Origin of the sequence: Halobellus rarus (assembly GCF_024494595.1) — an archaeon.
Classification (GTDB): Archaea; Halobacteriota; Halobacteria; order Halobacteriales; family Haloferacaceae; genus Haloquadratum; species Haloquadratum rarum.
On record NZ_JANHDI010000009.1, the window covers coordinates 203,680 to 226,699 of the forward strand.

Consider the following 23,020-nt stretch of genomic DNA (forward strand, 5'->3'; position numbering starts at 1 on the left):
AGTCATAGGGATAGCTCCCGGGCGAGCATCTCGCCGTCGTAGATGGCCTTGTCGATCAGTCGCGGCGCCACACAGTCGCCGATGCGGTGGACCGAGTCGGCCGCGAACCCCTGTTCCTCCAGCGTCCCGGCGAGGCCGGTCCGGGCCTCGCGGCGCTCGGCGACGACGAGCGAGTCGGCCTCGCGCGTCTCGACGTCCTCGGAGTAGACGTTGAGCAACTGGGCCGCGCCGTCCTCGAAGCCGATGATGGTGGTGTGGGTCTCGATGTCGACGCTGTGCTCGTACAGCGACTCCAGGAACGGCGGGACGTTCGTGCCCTCCATCTGGTCGCCCGGGTGGTAGGACGTGGTCACGAACGTCACGTCGTGGTCGGCGGCGAGGTGCTCCGCGACGCTGACCCCCGCCGCGTGTTTGTTGTTGTCGAAGACGATGACCGAGTCGCCGACTTCCTCGCCGCGCAGCACGTCCCACGAGCGATGGACCTCGGCCCCCTCCAGGTCGGGCTGTTGTTCGCTGGCGCCGATAGCGACCACCACGTCGTCCCACGCGCCGGGATCGACGTCCTCGGGAACCACCTCGGTGTTCGTCTCGACGGTCACGTCGCGGTTGCCCAGTTGGTTCTTGAGGTTCCGGACCGCGTCGCCGAACTCCTGTCTGGAGTCGACCTGCGTGGCGATGTTGGACTGGCCGCCGAGCCGGTCTTCGCGCTCCCGGATGGTCACCCGGTGGCCGAGGTCCGCGGCCGTCACCGCGAAGGAGAGGCCGGCGGGTCCGCCCCCGACGACCAGCACGTCCCGCGGCGCCGACGCCGGTTCGCGGTCCTCGATGTGGGGTACCTCGGTCTCCCTGCCCGACCGTGGCGTCTGGATACAGCCGACGTGGCCGTTGGTGTGGATGCCGCCCAGGCAGTTCTGGTTGCAGGCGATGCAGTGCGTGACCTCCTCGTCCTCGCCGCGCCGGACCTTCCGGACCGTGTCGGCGTCGCAGATCAGTTGCCGACACATGCCGACGAAGTCCGCGCGGCCCTCCTCCAGCACGTCGTTCGCCTTCGTGAGGTCGTTGATCCGGCCGGCGGCGATGACCGGGATGTCCACGAGTTCGCGCGCGCCGCCGTAGTACTCCGAGGTGTACCCCAGCGGCGCGTGCATCGGCGCGTCGGTGATGTACAGCTTCGAGATCGTCGCGATGTCTGAGTCGATGAAGTCCAGGCTCGGGTGGAGTCGCCGGATCACCTCGACCGCGTAATCGTAGTCGTAGCCGCCCTCCTCCATCTCGTCGAGCGTGAGGCGGATCCCGACCGGGAATTCCTCGCCGACGCGGTCACGGATGGCCTCGATCACCTCGTTTACCAGGCGGACGCGGTTGTCCATCGACCCGCCGTACTCGTCGTCGCGCCGGTTGTATTTCGGTGAGAGGAACTGCCGCAGGATACCGTCGTGGCCCGCCTTGAGCTCGATCCCGTCGAGGTTTCCCCGCTTGACGTGCTCGGCGGTCTTGGCGAAACCGAGTTTCACCTCCTCGATGTCCCCGCGCTCCATCCGCTTCGGCATCTCGTAGCCGTACTCCGAGGGGACTGCCGACGGCGCCCAGGTCTCCCGCATCGCGTGCTCGCCGGAGTCCTCGCCGCCGGTGTGTTGGAGTTGCGCGAACACCTTCGTCCCGTGTTTGTGACACGCGTCCGCGATGGTCTTCAGTCGCGGGACCACGTTCGGGTCGTACCCGGAGGCGTACATCGGGTTCGAAGCGCTCGGGTGAACGAGCATACTCGACGGGCCGACAATGAGGCCAACACCGCCGCGAGCCCGGGCTTCGTAGTAGGCTGCGTCGCGCTCCGTCGGCAGGCCGTCCTCCGCGAACCCCGTCTCGTGGGCGAGAAACACCGTCCGGTTCGGGATGGTCACCGATCCGATCCGCCGGGGCGTAAAGAGCATCTCTGGCATGGGTTGAGAGTGGTTGTCTATCAACGATTGTCGAGACGAGGATAAAGATGTACCGCTGGTAATGCGGGTGTCCGGAACTTGTTTATAACCTTATGTCCCATTGAGAAGTACTGGCATGGAGGTATCGTACCCGTTCACCGGGATCGTCGACCAGCAGGCAATGAAGCGCGCGTTGCTAGTCAACGCCGTCAGTCCGGACGTGAACGGCGTACTGCTGCGTGGCGAGCGCGGCACCGCCAAGTCCACCGCCGTCAGGGCACTCTCCGCAATCTTGCCGGACATCGAGGCCGTCGCGGACTGCCCGTACGGCTGTCCGCCCGACGACCGCGACCGGATGTGCAGCGAGTGTCGCGAGCGGTGCGACGCTGGCGAATCCCTGCCGACCGAGACCCGGCCGATTCGAGTGGTCGATCTGCCGCTGAACGCCTCCGAGGACCGCGTCGTCGGCAGCATCGATCTACAGCGCGCCGTGCAGTCGGGCGAAGCGACGTTCGAGCCGGGGATTCTGGCCGAAGCCAACCGGAACATCCTCTACGTCGACGAGGTCAACCTGCTCGACGACCACATCGTCGACGTCCTGCTCGACGCGGCAGCGATGGGCGAGAACATCGTCGAGCGCGAAGGCGTCTCCGTCCGTCATCCGTCGGAGTTCGTCCTCATCGGGACGATGAACCCCGAGGAAGGCGGGCTCAGGCCGCAGCTGCTCGATCGGTTCGACATCCTCGTCGATGTCGAGGCAAGCGACGACGCCGCGGAGCGCGTCGAGATTGCCGAGCGCCGGGAGCGATTCGACGCCGACCCCGAAACGTTCCGCGCTGAGTACGCGGACGAGCAGCGTGCGCTCCGCGACCGAGTCCGGAACGCGCGCGAGCGTCTCGCTGCCGTCGAGATGTCCGAGGAACTGCAGCACGACGCCGCCTACGAGGCCCTCCGGCAGCGCGCACACGGGATGCGCGCGGACATCGCCGTTTCCCGGGTCGCGCGTGCCATCGCCGCGCTCGACGGCGAGAACGCGGTGACCGAGGCTCACGTCGCGGAGGCGCAGTACTTCGCGTTCCCCCACCGCGTGGAGGGCGTCGCAGAGATGACTTTCGGCGAGGGGCTGCTCTCGACCGGCAACGACGAGGAGGCCGAGGAGGGAGAGGACGACGAGGACGACTCCGACGGCGACGACGCCGTGGACCAACAGGGCGGCGGCATCCCGATCGCGGAGGGCGAACAGTCCTACACGGTCGACCGAACCGCGATCGATCCCCCGACAGACCGGACGATGCGGACCGCGCTCGCGCGGCGTACCCCCTCGCGAGTCGACGTGCGGAGCGGCCGATACGTGCGGTCGCGCGTACAGGAGGAGGTCGACGACGTGGCCATCGACGCGACGCTGCGCGCGGCCGCCCCCCATCAGCAACAGCGGGGCCGGACGGGCAGCGACGACCTCGTGATCGAACCGCGCGACCTCCGGCAGAAGCTCCGCGAGCGGACCGCCCGCGCACTGGTGGTGTTCGTCGTCGACGCCAGCGGCAGCGTGATGAGCGGCCGCCAGATGATGGAGACCAAACGCGGCCTGCTCTCGCTGATCGAAGACGCCTACCGCGCCCGCAATCGCGTCGCAGTGGTGGTGTTCCGCGGTGAGAGCGCGTTCACGTTGGTCGAACCGACCCGAAACCACCGACACGCACGCGACGCCGTCTCGGGGCTGACCGTCGGCGGCAACACGCCGCTGGCCCACGGCCTCGTCGAGGCGTACCAACTCGTCCAGCGAGAGAAGCGCCGAGATCAGGACCTGTACCCACTCGTCGTGCTGCTGTCGGACGGGCAGTCAAACGTCGAGTACCGCGAGGACGGCGACGCCAAGGAAGACGCGTTCCGTGCCGCCTCGCTGTTCGACGAGGACGACGTCCCGTCGGTGTTCGTCGACACCGGCCACAAGATCGACACCACGCCCGACGAGATCTGGACCGACCGGAAAGCCCGCCGTATGAAGCGCAAGCGCCACGAGCGCAACCGCGAGTTCGCGGCGACGATGGGAGCCGACTACCTGCCGCTGATCGACCTGCCGCGTGACGTCGACCTCGAAGCAGCGAATCGTGAGGAGGAGACGGTATGAAGCGACGGCACGGGATGAGGGAGCCAACGACCGACCACAATCGATGACCGACCACCATACTACACACGACACGCCGACGGCGAAGGAATCGCGGACCGGCGGGATATTCCCGTTCACGGCCATCGTCGATCAGACCGAGATGAAGCGCGCGCTCGTGTTAAACGCTATTAACCAGGGCGTGGGCGGCGTACTGCTGCGCGGCGAGCGCGGCACCGCCAAGTCCACCGCCGTCAGGGCGCTGGCCGAGGTACTGCCGAACATCGAGGCCGTCGCGGACTGCCCGTACGGCTGTCCGCCCGACGACCGCGACCGGATGTGCAGCGAGTGTCGCGAGCGGTGCGACGCTGGCGAATCCCTGCCGACCGAGACCCGGCCGATGCGAGTGATCGATCTGCCGCTGAACGCCTCTGAGGACCGCGTCGTCGGCAGTATCGATCTCGAACGCGCGGTGCAGGCCGGTGAGCGTGAGTTCGAATCAGGCATCCTTGCGGAGGCTAACCGTAATATTCTCTACGTCGACGAGGTCAACCTGCTCGACGACCACATCGTCGACGTCCTGCTCGACGCGGCAGCGATGGGCGAGAACATCGTCGAGCGCGAAGGCGTCTCCGTCCGCCACCCGTCGGAGTTCATCCTCGTCGGCACGATGAACCCCGAGGAGGGCGATCTCCGACCCCAACTGCTGGACCGGTTCGGGCTCGTCGTCGACGTCGAGGGCGTCAGCGAAGTGGACGACCGCGTCGAAATCACTCGTCGCCGCGCCGCGTTCGAGGCCGATCCGGACGCGTTCCGCGCAGCGTACGAAGAGGCACAGGCAGCACTCCGGGAGGACATCGTGGCGGGTCGCGAGCGGCTTCCCCGGGTCGAACTCGGCGACGACGTCGCTCGATTGATCGCCGGGATGAATATTGAACTGGACGTCGACGGCCACAGGGGCGACATCACGCTCCGCCGGGCCGCCCGCACGCTGGCGGCGCTCGAAGGCGACGACGAGGTCACCGCCCGCACCGTGCGACGCGTCGCTCGGATGGCGCTCGACCACCGCCTGCAGCGACTCCCCTTCGAGGAGGAGGAACAGGACGTGATGAGCGTCTTCCACGACGTGCGGCGCGAACTCGGCCTCGAAGACTAACTGCCAACGCTGTTTGTCGCTGTCGATTGCTTCCCGCCGGTCGGAGATTAGCCTGAGAATTGATAGCTTGAAATACACTTATTATGAACGATAGAATATGATACTGTGGGAACACCCACCGCGATAAGAGGTACCGTGGGGGCGTTCTCGGAGGTCAAACTATGCCAGAGTACGATTTCAGTGGTAAGGTCGCGTTCGTCACTGGCGCCGGTCACGGCCAGGGACGCTCACACGCACAGCACTACGCAAAACACGGTGCCGACGTGGTCGTCACCGACATCTGCGAGAACATCGAGACTAACCCCTACGACCTCAGCACGCCGGACGAACTCGAGGAAACGGCGAGTATCGTAGAGGACGAGGGCCAGGAGGCGCTGACCATCGAAATGGACGTCCGCGAGGAGAGCCAGGTCGAAGCCGCCGTCGACGAGGCGGTCGACCACTTCGGGAAGGTCGACATCCTCGCCAACAACGCCGGTATCTTCAACGCAGCCGATATGACGGAGATGCCCGAACAGCAGTGGGACGAGATGATCGACACGAACCTGAAGGGCGTCTGGCTCTGCTCGAAGCACGTCGGCCAACACTTCATCGAACGAGGCGACGGTGGAAAGATCGTCTCCACCTCGTCGGCCGCGGGGCTAATCGGGACCCCGTCCGCCGGCCACTACGTCGCGACGAAACACGGCGTGATCGGGCTGACGAAGACGCTGGCGCTGGAACTCGCCGAATACGACGTCAATGTCAACGCCGTCTGTCCCACCGGCGTCGAGACCCCGATGATCGCCGGGTTCACCGAAGCCTACGGCGAGGAGTTGATGGACGAGATGGGTGCGTTCAGCGGTCCCTGGAGCGTCTTCGAGGGTGTCGACATGATCGAGGCGACGGATGTCAGCGAGGCGTATATGTGGCTGTCCAGCGACGCCGCGCGCTACGTTACTGGAATAGCGCTTCCGGTTGACGCAGGAATGACCGCCAAGTGAGACGATGGTAGAGTACGACTTCAGTGGCCAGGTGGCGTTCATCACCGGGGCCGCACACGGCCAGGGTCGAACGCACGCACAGTATTACGCGAGACACGGTGCCGACGTCGTCGTCACCGACATCAACCACAACGTCGAGACGGTACCATACGACTTGGGAACCGAAGACGAACTGGCCGAGACGGCGAGTATCGTCGAAGACCAAGGCCAGAGCGCGCTGATGATCGAGATGGACGTCCGCGAGGAGGCGGCGGTCGAAGCTGCGGTTCAGGAAGCCCTCGATGAGTTCGGTCACATCGACATCCTCGCCAATAACGCTGGATTCTGGCCGCCGTCGGATGTGGTGGAGATGGACGAGCAGATGTGGGACGACGTGATCGACACGCTACTGAAAGGCGTGTGGTTGCCGTCGAAGCACGTTGGCCAGCACTTCATCGACCGCGGCGACGGCGGGAAAATCGTCTCGACCGCCTCGACCGCCGGACTCGTCGGCATCCCGGGGTTCGGACATTACGTCGCCGGAAAGCACGGCGTGATCGGGCTGACGAAGACGCTGGCGCTGGAACTCGCCGAATACGACGTCAACGTCAACGCCGTCTGCCCGACCGCCGTCGACACACCCGGCAACGTCGGAATGGTCGAAGCCTACGGTGAGGAAGTCTTCGAGGAGATCGGTGAACTCGGCGGGCCGTTGAACGTGCTTGCGCCGGGTGAGATGATCGAACCGGAGGACATCAGCGAGGCGTATATGTGGCTCTCCAGCGACGCCGCCCGCTACGTCACCGGGATCGCGCTCCCCGTCGACGCCGGAGCCACAATCAAATAACGAGTAGCACCCTGACGATGCCAGAGTACGACTTCGGCGGCCAGGTGGCGTTCGTCACCGGGGCCGCACACGGCCAAGGCGAATCGCACGCGATCGAATACGCCCGCCACGGTGCAGACGTCGTGGTAGTCGATCTCGGAGAGAACAAAGAGACAGTCCCGTACGACCTCGGCACCGACGACGAACTCGAGGCGACCGCCGAGGCGGTCCGAGAACACGGGCAAAAAGCGCTGACGATCAAGGCGGACGTTTCCCAGGAGGCAGACGTGGAAGCCGCGGTCCAGGCGGCCGTAGACGAGTTCGGGAAGGTCGACATCCTCGCGAACAACGCCGGGATCGAATCATTCGCCGAGGCAGTAGAACTCGACGAGCGGATGTGGGACGAACTGTTGGATACGAATCTCAAGGGGATCTGGCTCTGTGCGAAACATATCGGGCAACACTTTATCGACCGCGGCGACGGCGGGAAGATCGTCAATACCACGTCGGTATCAGGGCTGACCGGTATCCCGCTCGGAAACGCCCACTACGTTTCTTCGAAGTGGGGCGTTCGTGGGCTGACGAAGACGCTGGCGCTGGAACTCGCCGAGTACGACGTCAACGTCAACGCTGTCGCGCCGGGAGGGGTCGACACCCCGATGGTTACCGGGATACTGGAGGCTTACGGCGAGGAGGTGCTATCCCAGTCGCAAGACCTCTCCGGTCCGTGGAACATCTTCGACGAGGAAGGGATGCAGGACGCACAGTCTATCACTGACGCCTACATGTGGCTTTCCAGCGACGCCGCACGCTACGTGACCGGCATCACGCTCCCCGTCGACGCCGGGTTCACCGCGAAATGAAACAATCAGATCAACAATGCCAGAATACGACTTCAGCGGCCAGGTGGCGTTCGTCACCGGCGCCGCACACGGCCAAGGGCGATCGCACGCACAGCACTACGCTCGACACGGCGCCGACGTAGTCCTCACCGACATCTCCGAGAACATGGAGACGGTGCCGTACGACCTCGGCACCGAAGACGAACTCGAGGAGACCGCCAGTCTCGTCGAAGACGAGGGACAGGACGCCCTCACGGTTCAGATGGACGTCCGCGACGAAGATCAGGTCGAGGCCGCCGTTGAGCAGGCCCTCGACGAATTCGGGAAGATCGACATCCTCGCGAACAACGCCGGTATCGCCCACTTCGGCGACCTCGTCGAGATGGACGAGGCGTTGTGGGACGAGATGCTCGATACGAATCTCAAGGGCGTGTGGCTCTGTTCGAAACACGTCGGTAAGCACTTCGTCGACCGCGGCGACGGCGGCAAGATCGTCTCGACCTCCTCGATCTACGGCCTTTCGGCCGGGCCCGGCTCCGGCCACTACATCGCGGCCAAACATGGCGTGATCGGGCTGACGAAGACGCTGGCGCTGGAACTCGCCGAGTACGACGTCAACGTCAACGCCGTCTGTCCGACCGGCGTCGACACCCCGATGATCTCGGGCGTGATGGAAGCCTACGGCGAGGACGTTCTCGACGACGTGATCGCGACGACCGGCCCGTGGAACCTCTTCGAGGAGGGGATGATCGAGTCGAAGGACATCAGCGAGGCGTATATGTGGCTCTCCAGCGACGCCGCTCGCTACGTCACCGGGATCGCACTCCCCGTCGACGCCGGGATGCTAGCGAAGTAGCAGTGATCCACACCGGGTTGTCTTCCCGAGACAACTCCGGGCGCTATTTTCCCCAGTACGACGCCAGTCCGACAGCTATCGCGGTTCCAGCAACGAACGCGGCCGCCAGCGTGGTCGGTTCGACGGCGTCACGGTACGCCCACGCCAGTGAGCCTGCGACGAGGGCGTTGATGCTGCCCCAGACCACGTTTGTCACCGCGCTCGACTCCGGCCCCAGCGGCGTCATATGTCGCTCGCCTGTGACGCCTTTCACGAAGTGGGGAACCGCGTTCACGCTGAACAGACCGATCACGCCGAACACCGCGAGCTCGACAGTGGTTGCCATACCTATCGTGTCGGAACGCTCGATAATAGTGCTGTGGTCCACCCTATCGCAAGCTAATTGATATTGGGGGCCAATACGTCTGATCGTGCCTGAATACGCGTTCGACGGACAGGTCGCGTTCGTGACCGGCGCCGGCCGGGGGCAGGGCCGCTCCCACGCCGAGCATTACGCGAGACACGGTGCCGACGTGGTGGTCGTCGGCGGCGCACGCGGTATCGAGACCAGTCAGTACCCGCTCGCCTCGGCGGCCCAACTGGATGAGACCGCCCGCCTCGTCGAAGACGAGGGGCAGGAGGCGCTCGTAGTGCGTGCCGACGTACGGCGGGAGACGGCCGTCGAAACGGCCGTCAAGCGGGCAGTCGACGAGTTCGGCAAGATCGACATCCTCGCGAACAACGCGGGGATCTGGAACGTCACCGACCTCGTCGAGATGGAGGAACAGCGGTGGGAGGAACTGGTCGACTCCGACCTCAAGGGCGCGTGGCTCTGTGCGAAACATGTGGGGAAACACTTCATCGAGCGCGGCGACGGCGGCAAAATCGTCTCGACCGCCTCGACCGCCGGGTTCGTCGGCACCAAAGGTTCGGGCCACTACGCGGCTGCCAAGCACGGCGTCGTCGGTCTCACCAAAGCGCTCGCGCTCGAACTTGCCCCCCACGGCGTGAACGTGAACGCGGTCGCTCCGACCGGCGTGGCGACGCCGATGATCGACGGCATTCTGGAGACGGTGGGACAGGAAGCGCTCGCATCGGTGTCAGACGCCAGCGGGTCGATGAACGTACTGGACGAGCAGCTGATTGCGCCGCGCGATGTGAGCGAAGCGTATCTGTGGCTTTCCAGCGACGCTTCCCGCTATGTCACCGGGATCACGCTCCCCGTCGATGCTGGGATGCTGGCGAAGTGACCGTAGTCACGCTCACCCGCCGCGATCAAGAGTCAAAGGCGTCGAGAGAGCATTTCTCCGTCGTAGTACGCGCGGTCGAGCTTTCGCGGTGAGATGGCATCGCCCACGCGGTACACGTCGTCGCGGCGCTCCTCGAGTTCGAGGTAGAGCGACTCGTCAGCCTGCCGTCGACCGACTACGACCACAGTGTCCGGCTCCCGGGTCACAGTGTCGCCTGTTAACGAGTTCCGAAGGATGACCGTACCGTCGTCGTCGACTGCGTCGACGGTGTGGTTTCCGGTGAAGGTGGCCCCTTGTGCCTGCAAAGCGGCGACGAAGCCGGGGAGGTTGGGTTGCTCGGTTCGGAACGCGGGGTAGTGGTCGCCGCTAACCATCTCCAAGGAGCTTCCGCGGCTAAGTATCTCGAGCCCGGCCTGGACGGTGATGACCCACCGATTCTCGTCGAACAGTAGCACGTCCTCGCCGACAGGGGCTCCCGACAGCACATCGAACGCGTTCACCACTTCCCCGGCGAAGCGGTCCCCGGTCTCGGGCTGCGTCGCCCCTGTAGCGACGACGACGGCGTCCCACGACGAGTCCACGTCATCGGCTACGACGGGCGATTCGAGTTCGACGGTGACGTCAGCTTCCGATACGGCCGCTTCCAGATCCTCGGCCGCACGCTCGAACGGTGCGAGCGGTCCCTGTGCAGCGAGGCCGAGTTGGCCCCCGAGGGTTCCGCTCGCCTCGCGAAGCGTCACGTCGTGGCCACGCTCGGCGGCGACCGCGGCGAAGCGGAGGCCGGCCGGACCGCCGCCGACGACGAGGATCCCCTGGGTGAGCGGAGCCCGATCGAGATCTGAGAGCGCGGGGAGCTCTGACTCCCGGCCGGTCCGGGGGTTCACCACGCACTCGACGTGGCCGCCGTGAGCGTGACCGTACACCGCCTCGAGGCATTTCTGATTGCACTGAATACAGCGGTCGTATCGCTCCTCTGCGTGGGCCTTTGTGAGGGTCTCAGCGTCCGCGAGCAGCTGGCGGGTGAAGCTCACGAATTCGGCACCGGCGTCGAAAAGCGCCTCGGCGTCGTCGACGGTCGTGAACGACAGCCGACCGATCACGGGGACGTCCACTGCGTCAGCGGCGGTGGCGATGGGACCAAGCACGTCCGGTGCCGATGCCGAGACGCCCGCGTGCGTCCGGTTGTACGTGGCGTGGCTACCGACCGTACAGGAGAGGTAGTCGAACCCTTCGAGAGCGTCGAGGATGGCGGGTATATCATCGAACTCGTAACCGCCGTACTCCAGTTCCGCGAGCGAGAGGTGGAGGCCGACCGGGCCATCGATCCGGTCAGATGCCGCCGCGAGCGCCTCATTCACGAAGCGTGCCCTCTCCGACCAATTGCCGCCGTACTCATCGACCCGGGTGTTGTACCGTGGAGAGAGGAATTGCCGCAGCACCGAGAACGGGCCCGCAGCCAGTTCAGCGCCGTCGAAGCCGGCGGCATCCAGATTCGCTGCCGCGTCGCCAAAGCCCGACAGCACCGCGTCAATGTCGTCTTGGCTCATCGTCTTGGGCATCTCGTAGGCGGCGTCCGAGGGCGACGCCGAGGGAGCCAGTTGTGCTTGCATCTCCCAGTCGCCGCGCGACTCGGCTCCGGTGTGGGTTAGTTGACCGACGATCTTCGCGTCGTGTTCGTGGACTGCGTCGGCGACGCCCGTTAGCGCCGGCACCGCATTGTCGTCGTACGCGTCGAGGAACGCTGGTCCGCTTGCCGACGGGTGAACGAGCATCTCTGCGGGACCTACCACGAGCCCTGCACCACCGGCCGCGCGGGCGCTGAGATGGGCGGCGAGTTCTTCGGTCGGATACCCGTTATCGACGAATCTCGTGCGTACGGGACGAAAGACGCCCCGATTCGGTACCGAAAGAGATCCCACTGTCCCTGAATCGAAGAGATCCATGCTAACAGGTATCAGGTAATCGTACTTGAAAATAGCGCACAAGTCACTCGTTAGACGGGCTACGTGATTGGATATAGTGTCGAGTGCCATTTCAATTATTTCTCTTTTGTACTTCCCACTGTTTCGTCTGAACGGTTCGATGTGTGCTATTACTGAATACTTGTGTAGGAGAAATGAATCATCACCGAGAAAAGCTAACATAAAATAGTGATGGTCTACTATTATTTAAACAGTTTACGTTGCAAATCTATCGGTTTCGCGTAACCGTCCGAGAATACCATCGGGTGTCTTTTACGAGAACAGTTGTTCTTTTTCTTAGAACATAACTTATGCAAAGCTATACGACCAGTCAATTAATATCATTGGAACCGTTTATTAGCACTCTATGGGAGAAAAAAACGGCAAGGAGGTGAGTGCGGTCGAACGGACGTTACAGATCGTGGAAACGCTTCGTGACCTCCAACCCGCGGGGGTCACCGAGATCGCAAAGTTCGCCGACCTGCCAAAAAGTTCGGTGTACAATCATCTCGGAACCCTCGAAAACGGGGGATATATCATCAAGAACAACGGGAAATACGAACTGGGTCTCCGGTTCCTCCCCCTCGGTGAGGCCGCTAGACAGCGACTCAAAGTATACCGTGCTGCGCGTGCCGAGATCGAACAACTCGGCAGTGACACGGGAACAAACGCGTACCTGTCCGTTGAGGAGCGGGGACGGGCGACGGTGATATTTCGTCATTTGGAGAACGAGATCGATCTCGGCTCTATCGGAACGACTGTGCCGCTGACTACCTCGTCTATGGGAAAGGCGATCCTGGCACAACTCCCGCAAGAACGCGTCGACGAGGTCGTCGAGCAACACGGGCTTCCGAGGATGACCGACTCCAGTATCGTCGACAGGGCGGCGCTCGACGACGAACTAGATCATATCCGGCAACAGGGTTTCGCCCTCGACAGGGGCGAACACGTTCAGCGGCTCAGGGGTGTCGGCGCCGCCGTCCTGGGTCCTGACGGTGAGGTGCGTGGAGCGGTCAGCGTCGCAGGCCCGGAACGACAGTTGCGGGGCCAGTTTTTCGAAGAAGAACTCCCAGATGCCGTACTGGACACGACGAACGTCATCGAGCTAAAGCTGATGGAGAATATGTCGGTGTGACGGTATCCGGCGCCGATCGTGTTTGGGTCACGTCTCAACTCTCTCACCCACTTGCAATCCTCGGAAATTTTCCCGTGGGGTGTAACGACGGACCGTGGGACGTGTGCCCTCGTACCCTTCGTGTGGTTTTGAAGTAGATAGGGACGTGAGCGTGGCGTGGAACATCCGTTCTCGTGGATCTATATAGTGCGTCGTAGAAACGAGAGGACCATATTCGAAGGGACCAACAGCGAAAGACGTGAGCGGTAGGGTGGGTAGTTCAGTTGAAGGTCCTGAGATACCTAGCGAGCGAGGATATATAATGCAATTAATTTTTTTGGAACACGTTAGTGAAGAAGCCTGAGTACCGTTGGTGGACAGAACATCTTCACACTATAGTCGGAATCTGATTGACTCTGGAATTTCGCAGGATTAAAAATCGTGATTCGGGTAAGTGGCGTACGTAGAGAACCTCCCAGATCATCAAGCTAATAGTGATGTCTGAATATATCAAACGTACGCTTGTTATAATTCCACTCTCCGGACCGCTTATTACTGCACAAATACTAATATCGTGGAATCACTACGACCGATGAGACTGCCGATTTCTAATATCGGTCCCTACAATCTATAACCGCTTGACTTCTTCGCCTTGTCTGAGGAGAGCCATATCATAACGGTTTATCATATGCAAACTAGCGGCAATCGTGTTGGGTTATATCAAATCGATTTGTCAGCTGCGGTAGTCCTAAATTACGGATGAAGCGGGAAGAAATTCAGAGCACTATGCGGGAAACCGGACATAGCGGGTGATCAACTTCGCGTTTGTGGAGCGAGAGAAGGCATCCACGAGAACTCTTAGATTAACACGAGTTTATGCACTGCAGGATCGTTACAACTGCTGGGAACCCTCAGAGTTAGTATTGCAGCACCTGAGCATCCTCTGGCCCGCCGCCAGAGCGATCTCTCTCTGCCTCGGGAGGTGATCGCTTTACTCGAGAACTGCTAAGCGGATTCGATCGGCGCGGTGGATGAGCCGTATGGCCTTAATATCCTATTCTCTTCTCAATATAACACGCGTACATATGTTATCCGTTGCAGCGCTATTCGCGTGCGACACCCGGATACGACTATTCAAATAACCGCCTTGGTCTGTGATCAACCTCAAACCGACGGACGCGTGCGCCCTCAGATCGCATCGAAGAGCCGATATCCGATTCGTATTTCGGTTCTATTGGTGTGTATGATATATACGAACTCAACTTACAACGACGGAATCACTATAATGTGAACACTAATCGGAAGCAATTTTCTCTTCTTCATTTTTGTGCCGCGGAGCGAGTGTACATTCACTAACAGATCTCCACCTGGTGTATCTTTCATCATTTGTTATATCATAATAGGGCAATCCCGTCCGTGGTGAACGCTTATAATGTATGAGTCTCACGTAGGAGTATGAATGCTGATGATAAACCACGCACAATTCGGGCGGTCGAGCGTGCCTCCCGAATCATCCAGGCTCTGGAGGATGAGGGACAACTAACGCTCACCGAGATCTCGAACCGCCTAGACGTCTCGAAGAGCACCGTCCACACGTACCTGCATACCCTCTCCCAGGAAGGGTTCATTGCCAAGCACAACGACGGGTATCGACTGAGTCTTCGATATCTTAGCCTCTCGGAACAGGTGAAAAACCGGATCGACATCTACGAGGCCGCACAGCACGAAATCGATGTTCTGGCGGAGAAAACGAACGAGCGAGCGCAACTCGCCAAGTTAGAAGAAAATAGCGTGATCTACATTTACCGATCGAAGAGTGAAAACGCAATTCCGACGACCCTCTCGATCGGGCAATACGTCTACCCCCATAGCACTGCAGCTGGGAAATCGATGCTCGCCTATCTCCCAGACCATCGCGTCGACGAAGTCATCGAGGCGAACGGCCTTCCACAACAGACCGAGAACACGATTACCGAGGTTACTGATTTTAAAGCTGATCTTCGCCGAGTTCGTGAGTTGGGATATGCGATCGGAGACGGAGAGCGCCTCCGGGGGATTCGATGTATCGCGACGCCGATCCGGACGGATTCAGGCCGCGTACTGGGATCTATTGGTGTTTCTGGTCCCTCCCGTCGAATGAGTGACGAGCGCATAGAGAGCGAACTTCGTGATCTCCTTCTCCAATCAGCGAACGTGATCGAAGTAAACGCCAAATTCTCGTGAATCAGTCCCCGTACGCGTGATCACGCATTGGAGCACCGCCCATCTTGAGGGAAATTTTTATTACCTATTGTATTCCTGTAGTCGATATGGGTATTGCAACCCTTGCACACGCCGAGTTGTACTGTCCAGATCTGGAAGCATCGTTAGAGCATTTTCGCGACACAATGGGGATGTACGTCCGTCACGAGGAGGAGGACGCGTACTACCTAGCCGCCTTCGGAGACTGGCAAGATTACACCCTCATCCTCCGTGATGGTGACACCTGGGGCTGTAAACACGTCGCTTGGATGCTCGAAGACGAAGGAGACTTCGACGAGTTCGAACAACGAATCGAGGATTCGGGCTACGACACTGAATGGGTAGAACCCGATGCCGAACCCGGTCAGGGTCGGGCGCTCAAATTCGACTATCCGGGCGCTACCCCCGAGTATATGGAACTCGTTTACGATATCGACCGGGCGTTCGATACGGTCTCCGAAGAGAACAAACCGCGGCTGAAAAACCAACCAACGCGGAAGCCAGAACGTGGTGCTGGCTTCCGTCGCATCGATCACGTGAACTTCAACGTGAGCAACGTCCCGGAATGCGTCGAGTGGTTCGAAGATGTCCTCGGATTCGACCTTCGAGAAGAAGGGCTCGACCCCGACGGTAACCAAGTCGGTGCGTGGATGAGTGTCAGCCCACTGGTCCACGAAATCGCATTCATCACCCCGCCGCCGGACGCGAACGTCGTTGACAAGATCGATCACGTGGCTTACTATATGGACGGCGGCTACCGCGGTGAACTCGAACGGGCAGCAGATCTGCTCCGAGAGCGCGATATCGAGTTCGTCGGCGGGCCCGCCCGCCACGGGATCAGCCAGGCACACTTCAACTACTACCTCGAACCATCGGGCAACAAGGTGGAGATCTTCGCCGGGGGCTACCTCATCTTCGACCCCGAATGGGAAACGGTCACGTGGACGCCGGAGGACGGATCCGACGGCTTCGTCTGGTGGGGCGGCAAAGCGGGTCAGCACGCTCGTCGCCAGTATGACTACATCCCCACCGACGAGAAAGATTGGTCTGACGAGGGCGCACACCACCTCCGCGATCGCTACAAATCTCAGGAGCCTGACGCAGAACCCGAAGCAGAAGCCGACGACTGAACGGACTTGCGCTACTCCGAAGCGCTGACCGGACTGCCCAACTCCCATCGGTGGGGCGCGGGCCTCCTTCGCTTCCCGTCTCGTATTTTTTATACTGTTCTGGGATCGGATTCCCGTCCAACCGGTAGTGAACAGACCACCACGATCAATAATTATTTATACTGTGCTATGATACTGTGACGTGGATACACATGGCAGAGTTTCCGTTACTGGTACGGTTCCGTACCGACGACTATCCGACCCTCGTCCCGGTCGATTCCGAGGACACGGTGTCGGAGGCCGCAGAGAAGATCTCCCACGTTGTGGACAGCAGGGTCCACATCGATCACGATCGACCGCTGTCGATGATCTACGGTGGCGAAGTACTTGCCGACGACGCCCTGATCTCCGACATCCTCGATCCAGTCGAGTACGTGGAGTTGCAGTACGAAGGTGAGGAGATTCCCGAGGGCTTCGGTAAGTCGCACCCCGCTTGGACCGACGAGAGTATGCTTGAAGCGTACCCCGAACACGCGAAACCCCAGGAGTGAGTATGCCGGAAGAATCCGCAGAACCCCTCGATGGTGAGAAGCACTACCTCTGTGACGACCACGACATTTGGGCAGACGAAGTGACTTTCTTCGAGGTGGAGGGAAAGAAAGTGCTGATCTGGCGAGACCTCAACGAGGAGATTCACGCCTACGATGCTATCTGTCCACACCAAGACAGAGACCTCGAAGAGACTGGAAAGCGTGGCTGTATGTGCGGGCCCCACGACGACGAAACAACCATCACTTGCGCGGCCCACACCTGGGAGTTCGATCTCGAGACCGGTGAGGGAGTGAACCCCACCGGAAACGGACTCAACGAATACGAAGCGGGCGTGGACGGCGGAGAAATATACGTGGTAGTGCCGGAGGGAAGCTAACGATGTCGAAAGTTGGACCCGTGTTACGCAACAACCGAGAAACCGACGGAATCGTAGAAGCCATCAAACGCGACACCGACGGCGACGTCGAAGTCACCGACCGTCGAGCCTATCTACGGGTCGAAGCCGAAGACAGGTGCGTCGTAACCCAAGAGACCTTGGACGAGCTGCTTGGAAAAGGGGCTATCTCCGTGCCCGGTGGGATCGAAGAGCAGATCTCCTCGTTCAAGGGCTACATCAATCCCCAGTCAGACCGGGTGGAGTTCGTCAGCGACATCAAAGAAACACACTCGAATCAGTGAAAATGAGTGAAAAACAGTACCCGATGAAAGAGCAGACGTATCGAACGTACACCACGTGGGCCCAGCGTCGAGTCCCCACGACGTACGACGTTGCGACCCACCGAACGAACTACGACATCGGCGAGCGTTACGACGGCGAGGTTCCTCGTCTGGCAGTCGGAACGGATCAGGCGCTCGCGGAGTGGTATCGGGAGTATCGTGAGGGGAGTTCGATCGCCGGGGAGTACCCCGACGACTTCGACTCCTGGCGCGATCCCCGTGAGATGACGTATGAAAAGTACAACGATCTGATGGACGATCGCGAGAGTGCGATCGAAACGCTGTATGAACAGGCAGAAGTCCTCGAACGGGGCACAGAGCGAAGCGACGACCCGTGGCTCGATTTCCAGAAGCGAGCGTTCTTACCGCTTCGCTATCCCTGTCACGGACTGCAGATGCTCGCCTCGTACCTGACTATGGTTGCACCGTCGAGCACCATCAGCACCGCGATGACCCTTCAGGCCACGGACGAGATTCGGCGACAGGAGCGTCTCGCTCGACGGGCGAGCCAGCTCAAGAAAGAGTTCCCCGAGAGGGGCTTTACCGAGAATGAGCGAGAAATTTGGGAGGAAGACGAGATGTGGCAACCATTCCGGAAGGTCATCGAAGAACTTCTCGTTGAGTACGACTGGGGGAAGTCCTTCGTCGGTACTAATCTCGTTCTGAAACCACTCTTCGACGAACTCTTTTTGGCCCACTATTCGGAGCTTTTCGAGGCGAACGACTCGGATCTCTACGCACAGGTGCTGGATAATTTCTACCTCGATTCGGATCGAAGCCGAGAAATCGGCGCCTCCGTCGCGGAACACCTCGTCGGAATCGACGAATCCAACGGTGTAGTTATCCAAGAAACGATCGACGAGTACTACCCGGCTTGTGAGGACGCTGTCCGGGCTTTCCGACCCGCGTTCGAATCGATGCCGCCTGAGACGTTACCCTTCGACGACGTGATGGAGGACATCGAACGGAAGTACGACGCGATGCTTGCAGACGTACCGGTGCAACGACCGTCGTAGCTGTTTGGCATCCGTTTGCGGTGTCGTTTTTGCGGCCAGAGTCTGTTCTGCGTGTTGTTTACAGCGGCTTCCAGCGGATCTACCCAAAACTTTTATTATATTTGAGTCAAGTTCTACCAACGCAAATGTTACCAAACGTTAGACGTGAGGATTGGTATCAAACAGCGACGAACACAAACTGGGACATCTCCTACGTCGACGAGGAAGATATGTACCCCTCGGGGCTGACCGGCCAGGATGCGTATAACGTGCCCGAAGATGGATGGGAAAGCTGGGAGGAGACGTACAAACAGACCGCCCGAGAATACTACGAGACGCAGCACGAGAAGGACGGGAGCGTTTACGCAGTGAGCTCTGCGATGGATCAGTCTGGACTTCCGCATTCACTTGGAATGGGGTGGGAGGACGTACTCAAGTTCCATTTCGCCACAGTTCCGCTTCTCGAACGTGCAGCCGTGACGAGTGAGTCTCAATATGCTCGCTTCGCGCCTGACAGCGCGTGGCGACATATGGCACAGTTCGGGGCGATGGACGAACTCCGACATACGGAACTTCAGCTCCGCATTCCACACAGTTTCGTCAAGGAGGACTCCCAGTACGACTGGGCCAAGAAAATGTACCACACCGAGGACTGGGCGTCCGTCGCTGCGCGGCACCTGTTCGACGATTTCAAGGCCTCGAACGCCATCGATTCGGCGCTCCAGATCACGTTCGCATTCGAGACCGGTTTCACGAATATGCAATTCCTGGCGCTGGCGTCCGATGCCGCCGACGTCGGCGATATCGAATTCTCGGAGGCGATCTCGTCCATTCAGACCGACGAGGCTCGTCACGCCCAGCAGGGTAATGCGATAATCGAGATTCTCGACGAGTACGACGATCTGGACCGCGCACAGTACCTCGTCGACAAGTCGTTCTGGCGGTGCTACAAGCTGTTCTCCGCGTTGACTGGACCGAGTATGGACTACTACACTCCAGTCGAGGATCGGGAGATGTCCTGGGGCGAGTTTATGGAGGAGTGGATCGTCGATCAGTTCCTGGAAAACATCGAAAACACGGGACTCGAAAAGCCGTGGTACTGGGACCAATTCATCGAACTCGTGCGTCAGGGCGGTACCAGCCATTATATGGCCGGCGGTCACTACCACTGGCGACCGACGCTACCTATCGCGCCGCCGGGTGTGACAGCAGAGGACCGAGAGTGGCTCGAAGAAAAGTACCCCGGCTGGGAGGAGCGTTGGGGCGAAAAGTGGGATCGCCACGCCAAGGCGATGCGAGATGATGATCTCGAGAAGACGGTTGCGGACGACCTTATCGTCCTCTGTGACCTCTGTCAGCTCCCCGCGATTCACGCGGATCCCGACCTGGATCACAACCGGCTCCACTCCCACGAACACGACGGTGAAACGTACTACTTCTGCTCGGAGCCCTGTCAATGGATCTTCGAGAACGAGCCCGACCGATATGCGGATCACCAATCGATATTACGGCGCTTCTTAGCCGGTGACATCCAGCCTCAGACACTAGAAGGGGCCCTCGAACATATGGGTATGGGCGCGGATAACGCTCACGAGCGTGGGATCGATTTCCGTGCCCCCGAGTGGGGAGACGACTGGATCGATTGGAGTCCATCTTCGTCTGATCCCGCCGGTGCGGCCAGCGACGACTGACCCGTTTCAATTTAGCAGTCGCGCTCCCGTCTTTTTCGACTACTGGATGCGGTATACTTAATTACCTTCGGATGATAGTGATTGTCAATGGCTCCCACAAGCCCAGAACAAGAGCCGCTAGGCGAGTGCCCAGCATGCGGATACGAGTTCACCGACGAGGATGTTCTCGATGGGCCACCGCCACTGTACGGTGAACCGACGGTTCGATGCCCGAATTACGACGGGACTGATCCGACGGACGAACATCGGGAGGTGTTCGAAGACTTGGAGGGGACGCCCCATTCGATCCGCGTCTCAAACCTCGACGTCGACGCGTAGTTTCGACAGAATCAGCCTTTGTGCGACCGAGTTACACTCCGTCACCCACGGGTCAGTTCCGGCGTTTCTTCTGGTCCCGAGCAAAAGCGAATTACCTCGTGGTAGGAGAGACGGCGATTCGAGTAAATACAGCGTTACTGACTGTTTGCTGCGGTCGATTTCGAAACGACCTGCCCGCTACACTTGCGACTGTTCCCGATTAGAACCCGGGCGGTGACCGAGACGCGATCCTCCCGGTCAACGGTGTACCCTGGCTGCAGGCGGCCTGCCATCGCCACTTACTCGCATTCCCCACACGCTATTCACGGGAATCGCAACGCCATCGAACGCGCCTTCAGAGAGCTGAAACGCTGGGATAACGTATTTGCTACCCCAGTTTAAACACGCTCGGCCGGACACTGCGGCAGCGTGGCTGCAAGCGTTCGCCGTCTGATTCTATCAGCGAATTTGTACAATTCGGATCCGGTACAAAATTATTTATACTGTTCTATCATACAGGGTTTTATGACTAGCCGTCAGTTCCAGCCTTCGGACTGCTGCGTCAAGTGTCCTCACTTCGACAAATTCAGTCGGGCGTGTACGCACGATCTGCGCCAAGCGATCATCCAGGAAGTATCTGCGGAAGACCCGACCACCTGCCCCGTGTTTCCCGAAATTCGGGCGGAATCGATGCGGGACCTCGAACGGCAGCTCCCCCCCTGATGGCCGGCATCCGACCCATCAGGTGACGGTCGGCTGCTCCTCGTTTCCTCCTCGGTATCGAAACATTCGGCTAAAGCGTAGGAAACGGAAATCTGTCGTATCACCCTCTGAATGTAATGTCGCCTCCGCTGGACTACAACTTGGGCGGCTGTTTGCCTAGGATCTCTTCGATGGCTTCGCGAAACATTCGAATGTTCTCCTTCGAGTCGACTGCTGTGGAGGCTTTCGTTTCGGGTAGATTCGTCTCCTTCGCGAGTTCGATCTTTCCTTCGAGGCCCTGCTGTTCTTCCATGTAGCTATAATACTCCATAAGCTTGTCTCCTCTGAAGAAATCCATAATCGCGTTGATGTAGGGTTCTGCTTCTTCGCCCCATTCGTCAATGGGTTTGACCGACCATTCACAGTGTTCGTCGCCCATCCCTTCACACTTCGACTCCATCGCCAGCACCGGGATTTCGGAGAAACCGCTGCACCACGCTGAAGCGTATCCGGTCAAACTCCAGCACACGGGGACCTCGGCTTCTCCGTTGTAAATAATGTGCTGCTCTGCCTCGTAGGAATTGTGCCAACTCCCGTCAAAGTCGAATATGCTTTCCTCTTTGTCATACTCCATCTCGTGTGCCTCCACTTTGACAAGGCCCTTATCGGTGTGAATTTTCGGTCCAGCCTTCAGTAGTTCTTCAGGGGTGTCGAAGTCGTAATTCTTGTCGATAGACAGGAAATCGGAATACCCTGATTGGAATCCGAATCGAAAGAGTGTTTTTCGCGCCTCTTCGATTCCCAGGTTCTCAATCAGTTGTTGGCGGAGAAGTCCCATCGACTTCGCATTGAAGATGAGCATACGGCTGTTCCGAAACGAGTTGACGCCAGGTTCGGCCCCGTACTCAAGGTCTGCTTTGAGATCAAAATCGTCTGATTTCATCGTAATGTGCCGTTTGGGGCCCGTAGTAAAAAACTATACGCGTAACCGAGGGCCGCGTTAAGTTAGAAGGCGAGGGTCCGGTGTTCGGGAACCTATGACCGAAACGGACCACCGCAGTATGCCTATCGGGTGTCGACTCGTCGTTTGTGGAGCGTAAAAAGAACTCTCGAGTGGGAGATTCAGGTGAGCATCAGATATAAATTTCCTTATATATAGATAAAAATAAAAATTTTTCCTAGACAGTTTAGAATATAATCCCAAATTACGGTGCCATTCACGCGTAGACGCGGAAGGCCGAACTGCTGCCCGTCGGGACAGTAAGTTCGGATCAACTCGGAGTCGGAGAGATGCAATCCAAACCAACAGCGACAACAATCGGTTGTACGGTGGTGTCGACCACAAAGCGACGAAATCGTTTATCTCAGGCCCTGCCAGCGACGACGACACAAACAGTAAGATGGTTCTGGGCTACTTTCATCGCACCTATCAGCTCGATAACGTCGGATCTCTTGTTGAAATACTGATCACTTGGTGAACGTCTTTGGCGATGGGCACTACCGATTCCAGATGATTTCACCCGGGAATCGGAACGATTTTTGAATACATCTTTTGGATTATGATACTACGAACATATACGATTAAATAGGATTCGGCACCGCGCCACGATATACTATAACGGTGTCCGGTAAACTACCCCACCCTACTCCCTCGGCGCATACGGGCCTCGGTCCTTGAGGGTGTCGTCAGAAACCAATGGTTTCTGACTGCTAACCAGAAATCAAAGACTTCTGGTGATGGGGCTTT

20 protein-coding genes are annotated in these 23,020 nt (G+C 59.7%); 16 read left to right on the top strand and 4 right to left on the bottom strand.

Annotated elements, in window-relative coordinates; genetic code table 11:
* Window positions 1–2: 2 nt before the first annotated feature.
* Window positions 3–1,931 (bottom strand): oxidoreductase, encoded by a 1,929-nt coding sequence (locus NO876_RS12060; protein ID WP_256421919.1) that lies wholly within the window; start codon window positions 1,929–1,931, stop codon window positions 3–5.
* 124 nt (window positions 1,932–2,055) lie between these two features.
* Between NO876_RS12060 and NO876_RS12065 the strand changes: the two genes are divergently transcribed.
* The 6 genes from NO876_RS12065 to NO876_RS12090 all read left to right on the top strand — a co-directional run bounded on the left by NO876_RS12065 (window position 2,056) and on the right by NO876_RS12090 (window position 8,665).
* Window positions 2,056–4,047 (top strand): VWA domain-containing protein, encoded by a 1,992-nt coding sequence (locus NO876_RS12065; RefSeq protein WP_256421920.1) that lies wholly within the window; start codon window positions 2,056–2,058, stop codon window positions 4,045–4,047.
* Between the two features lie 43 nt (window positions 4,048–4,090).
* Window positions 4,091–5,179 carry a magnesium chelatase ATPase subunit I gene (locus tag NO876_RS12070; protein WP_256421921.1) on the top strand — a complete coding sequence of 363 codons (1,089 nt, stop codon included), beginning with the start codon at window positions 4,091–4,093 and terminating at the stop codon, window positions 5,177–5,179.
* Between the two features lie 161 nt (window positions 5,180–5,340).
* Window positions 5,341–6,162: a mycofactocin-coupled SDR family oxidoreductase gene (locus NO876_RS12075; protein ID WP_256421922.1), complete on the top strand. Its 822-nt coding sequence runs from the start codon at window positions 5,341–5,343 to the stop codon at window positions 6,160–6,162.
* A gap of 4 nt (window positions 6,163–6,166) precedes the next feature.
* Window positions 6,167–6,988, top strand: coding sequence for a mycofactocin-coupled SDR family oxidoreductase (locus NO876_RS12080; RefSeq protein WP_256421923.1), 822 nt, complete (start codon window positions 6,167–6,169; stop codon window positions 6,986–6,988).
* A gap of 17 nt (window positions 6,989–7,005) precedes the next feature.
* A complete protein-coding gene (locus tag NO876_RS12085) occupies window positions 7,006–7,830 on the top strand; it encodes a mycofactocin-coupled SDR family oxidoreductase (RefSeq protein ID WP_256421924.1) in 825 nt (274 codons plus the stop codon).
* Window positions 7,831–7,846: 16 nt separating this feature from the next.
* Window positions 7,847–8,665: a mycofactocin-coupled SDR family oxidoreductase gene (locus NO876_RS12090; protein WP_256421925.1), complete on the top strand. Its 819-nt coding sequence runs from the start codon at window positions 7,847–7,849 to the stop codon at window positions 8,663–8,665.
* Between the two features lie 43 nt (window positions 8,666–8,708).
* On the opposite strand, the gene NO876_RS12095 is transcribed toward NO876_RS12090, so the two are convergent.
* Window positions 8,709–8,990, bottom strand: coding sequence for a hypothetical protein (locus NO876_RS12095; RefSeq protein WP_256421926.1), 282 nt, complete (start codon window positions 8,988–8,990; stop codon window positions 8,709–8,711).
* 85 nt (window positions 8,991–9,075) lie between these two features.
* Here NO876_RS12095 and NO876_RS12100 point away from each other — a divergent pair, with 85 nt between their 5' ends.
* Window positions 9,076–9,894: a mycofactocin-coupled SDR family oxidoreductase gene (locus NO876_RS12100; protein WP_256421927.1), complete on the top strand. Its 819-nt coding sequence runs from the start codon at window positions 9,076–9,078 to the stop codon at window positions 9,892–9,894.
* Window positions 9,895–9,926: 32 nt separating this feature from the next.
* On the opposite strand, the gene NO876_RS12105 is transcribed toward NO876_RS12100, so the two are convergent.
* Entirely contained in the window at window positions 9,927–11,837 is a 1,911-nt protein-coding gene (locus NO876_RS12105) for an oxidoreductase (protein ID WP_256421928.1), read from the bottom strand.
* Window positions 11,838–12,222: 385 nt separating this feature from the next.
* Here NO876_RS12105 and NO876_RS12110 point away from each other — a divergent pair, with 385 nt between their 5' ends.
* The 9 genes from NO876_RS12110 to NO876_RS12150 all read left to right on the top strand — a co-directional run bounded on the left by NO876_RS12110 (window position 12,223) and on the right by NO876_RS12150 (window position 20,592).
* Window positions 12,223–12,990, top strand: a complete 768-nt coding sequence (locus NO876_RS12110) for an IclR family transcriptional regulator (RefSeq protein ID WP_256421929.1) — start codon at window positions 12,223–12,225, stop codon at window positions 12,988–12,990.
* Between the two features lie 1,434 nt (window positions 12,991–14,424).
* Window positions 14,425–15,192 carry an IclR family transcriptional regulator gene (locus NO876_RS12115; protein WP_256421930.1) on the top strand — a complete coding sequence of 256 codons (768 nt, stop codon included), beginning with the start codon at window positions 14,425–14,427 and terminating at the stop codon, window positions 15,190–15,192.
* Between the two features lie 86 nt (window positions 15,193–15,278).
* On the top strand, window positions 15,279–16,340 hold the full coding sequence (locus NO876_RS12120; protein ID WP_256421931.1) for a VOC family protein: 1,062 nt from the start codon (window positions 15,279–15,281) through the stop codon (window positions 16,338–16,340).
* A gap of 191 nt (window positions 16,341–16,531) precedes the next feature.
* On the top strand, window positions 16,532–16,870 hold the full coding sequence (locus NO876_RS12125; RefSeq protein ID WP_256421932.1) for a toluene-4-monooxygenase system B family protein: 339 nt from the start codon (window positions 16,532–16,534) through the stop codon (window positions 16,868–16,870).
* Between the two features lie 2 nt (window positions 16,871–16,872).
* On the top strand, window positions 16,873–17,247 hold the full coding sequence (locus NO876_RS12130; RefSeq protein ID WP_256421933.1) for a Rieske 2Fe-2S domain-containing protein: 375 nt from the start codon (window positions 16,873–16,875) through the stop codon (window positions 17,245–17,247).
* A 2-nt stretch (window positions 17,248–17,249) separates the two neighbouring features.
* Window positions 17,250–17,549, top strand: coding sequence for an MmoB/DmpM family protein (locus NO876_RS12135; protein ID WP_256421934.1), 300 nt, complete (start codon window positions 17,250–17,252; stop codon window positions 17,547–17,549).
* Window positions 17,550–17,551: 2 nt separating this feature from the next.
* On the top strand, window positions 17,552–18,604 hold the full coding sequence (locus NO876_RS12140; protein ID WP_256421935.1) for a ferritin family protein: 1,053 nt from the start codon (window positions 17,552–17,554) through the stop codon (window positions 18,602–18,604).
* Between the two features lie 125 nt (window positions 18,605–18,729).
* Window positions 18,730–20,274, top strand: a complete 1,545-nt coding sequence (locus NO876_RS12145) for a YHS domain-containing protein (protein ID WP_256421936.1) — start codon at window positions 18,730–18,732, stop codon at window positions 20,272–20,274.
* Window positions 20,275–20,361: 87 nt separating this feature from the next.
* Entirely contained in the window at window positions 20,362–20,592 is a 231-nt protein-coding gene (locus tag NO876_RS12150) for a hypothetical protein (RefSeq protein ID WP_256306485.1), read from the top strand.
* 835 nt (window positions 20,593–21,427) lie between these two features.
* On the opposite strand, the gene NO876_RS12155 is transcribed toward NO876_RS12150, so the two are convergent.
* Window positions 21,428–22,216, bottom strand: coding sequence for a XylR N-terminal domain-containing protein (locus NO876_RS12155; RefSeq protein WP_256421937.1), 789 nt, complete (start codon window positions 22,214–22,216; stop codon window positions 21,428–21,430).
* Window positions 22,217–23,020: the final 804 nt, after the last annotated feature.

What these genes read in the sequence shown, in the direction of transcription:
- NO876_RS12060 (WP_256421919.1), bottom strand. Translation starts at nt 1,931, where the DNA reads ATGCTCTTTACGCCCCGGCGGATCGGATCGGTGACCATCCCGAACCGG.
- NO876_RS12065 (WP_256421920.1), top strand. Translation starts at nt 2,056, where the DNA reads ATGGAGGTATCGTACCCGTTCACCGGGATCGTCGACCAGCAGGCAATG.
- NO876_RS12070 (WP_256421921.1), top strand. Translation starts at nt 4,091, where the DNA reads ATGACCGACCACCATACTACACACGACACGCCGACGGCGAAGGAATCG.
- NO876_RS12075 (WP_256421922.1), top strand. Translation starts at nt 5,341, where the DNA reads ATGCCAGAGTACGATTTCAGTGGTAAGGTCGCGTTCGTCACTGGCGCC.
- NO876_RS12080 (WP_256421923.1), top strand. Translation starts at nt 6,167, where the DNA reads ATGGTAGAGTACGACTTCAGTGGCCAGGTGGCGTTCATCACCGGGGCC.
- NO876_RS12085 (WP_256421924.1), top strand. Translation starts at nt 7,006, where the DNA reads ATGCCAGAGTACGACTTCGGCGGCCAGGTGGCGTTCGTCACCGGGGCC.
- NO876_RS12090 (WP_256421925.1), top strand. Translation starts at nt 7,847, where the DNA reads ATGCCAGAATACGACTTCAGCGGCCAGGTGGCGTTCGTCACCGGCGCC.
- NO876_RS12095 (WP_256421926.1), bottom strand. Translation starts at nt 8,990, where the DNA reads ATGGCAACCACTGTCGAGCTCGCGGTGTTCGGCGTGATCGGTCTGTTC.
- NO876_RS12105 (WP_256421928.1), bottom strand. Translation starts at nt 11,837, where the DNA reads ATGGATCTCTTCGATTCAGGGACAGTGGGATCTCTTTCGGTACCGAAT.
- NO876_RS12110 (WP_256421929.1), top strand. Translation starts at nt 12,223, where the DNA reads ATGGGAGAAAAAAACGGCAAGGAGGTGAGTGCGGTCGAACGGACGTTA.
- NO876_RS12115 (WP_256421930.1), top strand. Translation starts at nt 14,425, where the DNA reads ATGAATGCTGATGATAAACCACGCACAATTCGGGCGGTCGAGCGTGCC.
- NO876_RS12120 (WP_256421931.1), top strand. Translation starts at nt 15,279, where the DNA reads ATGGGTATTGCAACCCTTGCACACGCCGAGTTGTACTGTCCAGATCTG.
- NO876_RS12125 (WP_256421932.1), top strand. Translation starts at nt 16,532, where the DNA reads ATGGCAGAGTTTCCGTTACTGGTACGGTTCCGTACCGACGACTATCCG.
- NO876_RS12130 (WP_256421933.1), top strand. Translation starts at nt 16,873, where the DNA reads ATGCCGGAAGAATCCGCAGAACCCCTCGATGGTGAGAAGCACTACCTC.
- NO876_RS12135 (WP_256421934.1), top strand. Translation starts at nt 17,250, where the DNA reads ATGTCGAAAGTTGGACCCGTGTTACGCAACAACCGAGAAACCGACGGA.
- NO876_RS12140 (WP_256421935.1), top strand. Translation starts at nt 17,552, where the DNA reads ATGAGTGAAAAACAGTACCCGATGAAAGAGCAGACGTATCGAACGTAC.
- NO876_RS12145 (WP_256421936.1), top strand. Translation starts at nt 18,730, where the DNA reads ATGTTACCAAACGTTAGACGTGAGGATTGGTATCAAACAGCGACGAAC.
- NO876_RS12150 (WP_256306485.1), top strand. Translation starts at nt 20,362, where the DNA reads ATGGCTCCCACAAGCCCAGAACAAGAGCCGCTAGGCGAGTGCCCAGCA.
- NO876_RS12155 (WP_256421937.1), bottom strand. Translation starts at nt 22,216, where the DNA reads ATGAAATCAGACGATTTTGATCTCAAAGCAGACCTTGAGTACGGGGCC.